The 6267-nt window shown below is 69.3% G+C and carries 7 protein-coding genes and 4 tRNA genes; 6 read left to right on the plus strand and 5 right to left on the minus strand.

Annotated features, from left to right (window positions below):
- Window positions 1–751 (minus strand): multicopper oxidase domain-containing protein (locus RMN98_RS12665; RefSeq protein ID WP_309649175.1); only part of this gene is annotated, 751 nt, incomplete at its 3' end.
- 792 nt (window positions 752–1543) lie between these two features.
- Window positions 1544–1615 (minus strand) — tRNA-Val (locus RMN98_RS12670).
- A gap of 192 nt (window positions 1616–1807) precedes the next feature.
- Here RMN98_RS12670 and RMN98_RS12675 point away from each other — a divergent pair.
- Window positions 1808–2245 (plus strand): SsgA family sporulation/cell division regulator, encoded by a 438-nt coding sequence (locus tag RMN98_RS12675; RefSeq protein ID WP_309649176.1) that lies wholly within the window; start codon window positions 1808–1810, stop codon window positions 2243–2245.
- Here the strand turns inward: RMN98_RS12675 and RMN98_RS12680 are convergent.
- Window positions 2231–3052 (minus strand): aminotransferase class IV, encoded by an 822-nt coding sequence (locus RMN98_RS12680; protein WP_309649177.1) that lies wholly within the window; start codon window positions 3050–3052, stop codon window positions 2231–2233. The two genes, RMN98_RS12675 and RMN98_RS12680, sit on opposite strands and share 15 nt — an antisense overlap.
- A gap of 165 nt (window positions 3053–3217) precedes the next feature.
- Between RMN98_RS12680 and RMN98_RS12685 the strand changes: the two genes are divergently transcribed.
- The 3 genes from RMN98_RS12685 (at window position 3218) to RMN98_RS12695 (ending at window position 3489) form a co-directional block, all read left to right on the plus strand.
- Window positions 3218–3290: transfer RNA gene (locus RMN98_RS12685), tRNA-Gly, on the plus strand.
- Window positions 3291–3322: 32 nt separating this feature from the next.
- Window positions 3323–3396: transfer RNA gene (locus tag RMN98_RS12690), tRNA-Cys, on the plus strand.
- A gap of 18 nt (window positions 3397–3414) precedes the next feature.
- Window positions 3415–3489 (plus strand) — tRNA-Val (locus RMN98_RS12695).
- Between the two features lie 56 nt (window positions 3490–3545).
- Here RMN98_RS12695 and RMN98_RS12700 read toward each other — a convergent pair.
- Window positions 3546–4172, minus strand: coding sequence for a histidine phosphatase family protein (locus RMN98_RS12700; RefSeq protein ID WP_309649178.1), 627 nt, complete (start codon window positions 4170–4172; stop codon window positions 3546–3548).
- 570 nt (window positions 4173–4742) lie between these two features.
- Between RMN98_RS12700 and RMN98_RS12705 the strand changes: the two genes are divergently transcribed.
- Complete coding sequence (locus tag RMN98_RS12705; protein ID WP_309649179.1) at window positions 4743–5039, plus strand: hypothetical protein; 297 nt, start codon at window positions 4743–4745, stop codon at window positions 5037–5039.
- 65 nt (window positions 5040–5104) lie between these two features.
- On the plus strand, window positions 5105–5512 hold the full coding sequence (locus RMN98_RS12710; RefSeq protein ID WP_309649180.1) for a hypothetical protein: 408 nt from the start codon (window positions 5105–5107) through the stop codon (window positions 5510–5512).
- A gap of 98 nt (window positions 5513–5610) precedes the next feature.
- Here the strand turns inward: RMN98_RS12710 and RMN98_RS12715 are convergent.
- On the minus strand, window positions 5611–6267 hold a 657-nt coding region (locus tag RMN98_RS12715), incomplete at its 5' end, for a response regulator transcription factor (protein WP_309649181.1).

The following is a 6267-nucleotide window of genomic DNA, read 5'->3' on the forward strand; positions in this document are numbered from 1 at the left end:
AGATCTCGCGGTCCACGTCGAGCGGCGTGGCGCTCGCGACGTCTGCCTTGCCGCGAGCGGTGATCACCAGCGGGCCGACTTGGCCGGCGTTGGTGTCGGCGATCTCGTCGGTGTGGGAGTGGTACATCCACATCACCGAGGACCCGTCCATCGGTCCGGGCCCGGCCCGCTCCGGCACCTTCCAGTGGTAGGTGTAGGTGGCGCCCGGCGCCACGGCGTCGTCGGCCTTGTCACCAGCCGCCGTGCCGTCGGCGTACTGCGCACCCTCGGCGCTCTTGGTGTAGAAGACCCCGTGCGGGTGGACCGACGCCGGATAGGGCGTGTTGTTCCTGAACACGACCTTGATCGTGTCGCCGACCACCGCCCGGATCACCGGTCCCATCATGCCCAGGGTGTCGTCGCACGGCCGGGTGCCGGCCGGGCAGCTCGTCGGCGGCGCGATCCGCTGCGTGAAGGAGGCATCGGTGTAGCCGCGATAGAGCGACTTGCGGTAGACGTGCCCGATCCGGGTCGGACCGTTCTGGACGAAGACCTGCTCATCGGGGTTCCATGCCCGGCCCGCGATGTCGTTGCGGTCGTGGGGGGCGTAGTCCCACAGCACCTCCTCGGCCGCGATGTAGTACGTGCGCTGCTGACCTGTCGTGCCCACCGCCAGTGCTGGCGCCTGTTGCTGAGCCGGTGCAGACGTCGCGACGACGCGCCCGGTGAGCAGAAGTACCAACAGGACCCCTCCCAGTAGTGCCTTGCGCATGACTACCCTTCCCGGGCAACGCCGTCGCTACCCTCCGGGCTCACAATCGGGCGGCGACCTTGCACGTACCTTGCGGGGACGGTTCCGATCAGCGCGGATTCAAACGTCCTCGCGGCCGGCGTTCGGGATCCGGCTCTCGGCTGAGGGCGGGGCCGCATGGCTGGTGACCTCGATGCCCCGTTGGCCATCAGGAGGCCATCGCGGTGGGTCGCACTCGCGACCAAGGTCAAAGTCAGGCCTCTCCGGCTCTCGCTTCGGCTGGGAGCGTGATGCCGACAGGGCCGACAAAACATCCCCCGTCTGCCATCTGCTGGCACCTGTCGGAGGCGCTCTCGAGGATCTCGGCGAGCACTCGCACAGGGGGCGCATGGCACCGACCCGGCTCGCATGCCGAAGCAGAGCGCGCAGTCGACGTAGCCCGCGCCACCGGCCCAGGCGCACACGCTCTCATCCTCAGGCCGCGTGTCCGTGATGCCACACACCGTCTGCGCCCCGTCTGCTCGCGGGCCACCTGAACGGCGTCACCGAGCAAGTGGATCGGCGTCAGACCGTCGTCCGAGGAGAAGCCCTCATCGACCTTGTCCTCCTCCGTGGTCCTGGTCGTGGGAGTCCCAGCCTCGGCCGGCGGTGAGCGTGCCCACGAGGGCACGGCTTGATCTGCGCTTCGGTGAGTGTGTTGGTCATCTGAGATCCCTCTCATGGAGGGCCTCACGCCTGCCGGTGTCTGCCATGGAGACGGCACGAGGCCGGTTCCACTTCTGGAGACCGGCCTCGGACCTACGTGAATGCGAGTGGGCGATACTGGGTTCGAACCAGTGACCTCTTCGGTGTGAACGAAGCGCGCTACCACTGCGCCAATCGCCCCTCTACTGCGGTCGCAGACTCTAACGCATGCCGGCGCAGCGATCACATCGCGACCCCATTGGTGTCGATTCGGTCGCGTTTCGCAAAAATAGATCCAGTCGGAGGGCAACCAATTAGGCTGACGGTGCGTCTGAGGGAGGTGAGACCTGTGTCTTGCCCTCACCGCACCGCCCTTCTCGGACAAGGAACGCCATGGCGCAACCACCAGCCGCCCCCACCGTGTCGCAGGACATCACGCTGCACTGCCTCGACGACGGCGGGCAGGACGTCGCCTTCGTCGCATCCTTCGGCTACCGCGCCGACGACCCCTACGCCGTGTGGCTGACCTTCCACATCCCCGGTGGCGACGTGAGCTGGGCCGTGGCCCGCTCGCTGCTGCTCAAGGGCCTCACGGAGCCGACCGGCGACGGCGACATCCGGCTCTGGCCCGGCCTCGACGACGATGGCCACGCGGTCGTGGTCTTCGACTTCCACTCCCCCAGCGGCAGCCTGCGCACGCAGGCCCGCTCGGTCGCGCTGCGGGTCTTCCTCGACCGCACGTGGCTCGTGGTGCCTCCGGGCGAGGAGGGCGAGCAGCTCGACCTCGACCGGCTCGTCGGGGCCCTGCTGGGCTGGTCAGAAGCCGAATAGCTCCGGCTCGCGCGCGGCCCACGCCGCTGCCGCCTCACGCGTGACCGGCCCTGGCGCCTCGAGGGCCCGTCCGTCCCATGCGTGCACACCCTGCACGTCGCGCGTCGTCGACACCAGGAACACCTCGCTCGCCTGCTCCACGACCTCGATCGGTTCGTCGACCTCGCGTCCGCCGTGCCACTCGAGCAGCAGCCCGCGCGTCACGCCCGCCAGGCACCCGCTGGCCAGCGTCGGCGTGCGGAGCTCGCCGTCCACGACGTAGAACACGTTGGAGCCGGTGCCCTCGCACAGGTGGCCGGCCAGGTTGGCGAGGACCGCCTCGCTGGCGCCACGCCGCTGTGCCTGCGCCAGCGCGATGACGTTCTCGGCGTACGACGTGGTCTTGAGCCCGGCGGTCGCCCCGCGCTCGTTGCGGGGCCAGGGCACGGTCGCCACGGCGGTCGTCATAGGCGCCGGCGCCATGGCTGCGGCCACCACGACGACCGTCGGCGCGTGGTCGCCGCGCCCCGACCCGAGGGGCGCCGGCCCTCCCGTGACGGTGATCCGCACGCGCCCGAGTGGCAGCTCCTGGTCCTCGACGACCTCCCGCACCCCTCGTCGTACGACGTCGTGGTCGAGGGGGGGCAGCCCCAGCCCGGCTGCGGAGCGGGCCAGCCGCTCGAGGTGCAGGTCGAGCGCGAAGGGCAGCCCGTCGACGACCTTGATCGCCTCGAAGACCCCGTCGCCCACGGTGAAGCCGTGGTCGGTCACCGCGACCGCGGGACCGGTCGGGTCGCTCAGCAGTGCTCCGTCGATCCATGCGCGCATGTCGACACTCTAGGAACACCCGCCCCAGGACTTCGGCACCCGCCCGGGACGCGCGGAGATGAACGGATCGCGACCCTCGGGTGGACCCGATTTTGGACACCACAGAGGGATCGGGTACGTTTCTCACGTTCTTCCGAGCGAGCCCCGGCCCGCACGGACAGACAGGCGGACATAGCTCAGTTGGTAGAGCGCAACCTTGCCAAGGTTGAGGTCGCGAGTTCGAGTCTCGTTGTCCGCTCGGAGAGGTGCTGTTGGAGGCCTGGCCGTCACGGTGGGTTGGCCGAGAGGCGAGGCAACGGACTGCAAATCCGTGTACACGGGTTCAAATCCCGTACCCACCTCCACCACAACAACTTCATCACGGGCGATTGGCGCAGTGGTAGCGCGCTTCCCTGACACGGAAGAGGTCACTGGTTCAAACCCAGTATCGCCCACCAGAGCACAGCCCCTGACGAGCGAGAGCACGTCAGGGGCTTTCTTCATGCCCGCCGCTTCACCAACGCAGGTGCTCGGGGAAGCCGGTCCAGCGCAGGTGGGCCGGCAGGTGGGCCAGGTCGTTGGAGATCACCACCGCCGGCGGGGCGTCGGGCTCGTACCTGATGACCGTCAGTCCGGCATGGCACTGCACCGGCGGCCACCACCGCCAGGTCGGGGCGTCCAGCGCGTGCCGGACCAACCACCCGATGGTGAAGGCATGGGTGATGACGACGTCGACCGGCTCGCACCCGTCGGTCGCCGGACCCGCCAGGAGCTCGACCGCCCGGGCAGCCAGGGCCGCGCCGTGGGCCGCCTCCTCCGCGGAGACGTCGGCGCAGGGCGACAACACGGCGTCCGCCCAGGCGTCAGGGACCTCGTCGCGACCAGGCACGTGCGGCACGTAGTCGCCGGCCGCCTCGATCTCCACCAGCGCCGCGGGCCGCTCGAGCTGCGCCGCCACCACCCGCGCCGTCTCCGACGCTCGCCGGAGCGGACCGTGGACGACGCGGTGCAGCGGCAGGTGCGCGAGACGGCGGCCCAGGCACTCGGCCTGCTGCGACCCACGTGGGCTCAGCCCGTCCCCGCTCGGGTCGGGCTCGGCGTGACGCGCCAGGTAGAGCAACCGTGTGCTGGCCCGAGGCATGCCGACGATCAAACCATGCATCCGATCAGGTGGCCCAGGAGCAATCAGCTCGTCGTCGAACTCCGCTGGTCCTCCCGCACGCGCGTACGTGATGATGTCGTTCGCCGCGTCCGGGCCTTCTCCTCGAACGTCCGCTCCTGGCGAGAGTCGGGCGTGGGTGTCGGAGCGGACGATCGGGTCGTGTGTCGCTCGCAGCGGCGCAGCGCGCTCTCCGGCACACGACCCGAGAGGCCGCCGCGACCCGACCGCTTCAGCCGCGTATCGGGCGGTGATTCCGCTGCGGCGGGTGCCGGGCACTTTGAGTGCCAGTGCGGTTGATCTGGTCCGCCCGGTGGACCGGATCAACCGCAATGCCTGACCGGATCCTGGAGGGACCGGCCACGGCCTTCCGGGTCCGATGTCGATGACCGCAGGACACAGCGCTGAACAGTGCGGTGGATCGCACGTGCCCGTACGTGCGATCGACCGCAATGTCGATCCGTCCGCTTGTGCCGCACGTAGTCCGCGGTCGTGCCGATGAGCGCGCCACCTGGGTGTTTCCGGAGACACGATGGACCTAGCCTCGTGAGCATGACGAATCTGGTCGACGTTGCCAGCGAGGTCGTGGTGCCCGCCCTGCGTGCCGTCTTCAAGGACGGCGAGGTGACCGCGCTCGCATTGAGCGTCACTGACGACGTGACGGGCACGGTCACGCTCTCCCTGACTGCGCAGGGCGAAACCTTCGACTACCCCGTCATCCAAGGCGGCGTTCCGGACATGGGCCCGAAGGAGTGGAGCGAGAACCTGCGCTCGCTGCTGGTCGACTTCGTCGCAGAGAGCCGGTTCGGCTGGGGAGAGAACAGGGACCTCTCACCAACGCCCCACTGAACGTCCAGACCTGCCGCTCTGCGCCCGATCATGCCGCGAGTGCACGCGCCTGACAGGCTTGCAACGTGACAGACCGCGCTGCCTACGAGGAACTGATCAGCACGCTCAACGAGTGGACTTCTGCGACCGAGGCGGCGCCGGGGCGCATCGAAGTCTCGATACCTGACGGCGGGGGGTTCCGGACTGTCACCATCGTGATGGACGAGGGTCAGTGGAGCGACATGGTCGGACCCATGTGGGGCAGCGTCACCGACGCCATGGAAGAGGTCACCCGGACCCTGATGACGATGACCCCCGACCAGAACTACCTGCTCTACGGCCAGTACAACGTCGTGCCCTCGACCGAGCCGACGTGGCCAGAGCGACCGACGTTCGTCCCTGAGCCCGGCAGCGGGGGGTGGTTCGCCTACAACCGTGACGGCAGTCGTGGCGACAGCTTCGCGGACCACGTTGAATCTGACGAGCAGGACTGAACGTCATCATGCCGCGACACACGCGCCTCGACTGGGCGTCTTTCCGCCACGACCGCGCGCGGGCGAACTGCGGAGAACGGATCGGAGGCCAGCCGGCCCTATCCCCTGACGCGCCCGGTCTCGTAGGCCCACATCGCGACCTCGACGCGGTTGCGGGCGCCGAGCTTGGTCATCAGCGCGCCGACATGGGTCTTCACCGTGCTCAGGGTGATGTGCAGCTCATCGGCGATCTCGGCGTTGGTGCGGCCGCGGGCGACGGTGAGGAGCACCTCCTCCTCTCGTTCGGTGAGCGGCTCGATCGGCTGGGTCGGCGGGGCGGCTCGCTCCAGGCCCGCCAGCGTGCTGAGCAGGCGGCGGGTGATGTCGGGTGAGATGAGCGCGTCACCGTTCGCGGCGGCGTGGATCGCCTGGACCAGCAGCTCGGGCCCGGCGTCCTTGAGGAGGAAGCCGCGCGCGCCGGCCTTGAGGGCGCCGTGGACGTAGTCGTCGAGATCGAAGGTGGTGATGATGACGACGGCGAGCGGGTCCTCGACGCCGGGGCCGGCGACCTGGCGGGTCGCCTCGACGCCGTCGATGCCGGGCATCCGGATGTCGAAGAGGCAGACGTCGGGACGCAGCTCGCGGGCCACGGCCACCGCCTCGAGACCGTCCGTCGCCTCACCGACGACCTCGATCCCGGGCTGCGCGTTGAGGATCATGGTGAGCCCGGTGCGGACCAGGAGCTGGTCGTCGGCGACCACCACCCGGATGGTCCC

The sequence above is a fragment of the Nocardioides sp. genome (assembly GCF_031397825.1).
Lineage (GTDB): Bacteria > Actinomycetota > Actinomycetes > Propionibacteriales > Nocardioidaceae > Nocardioides.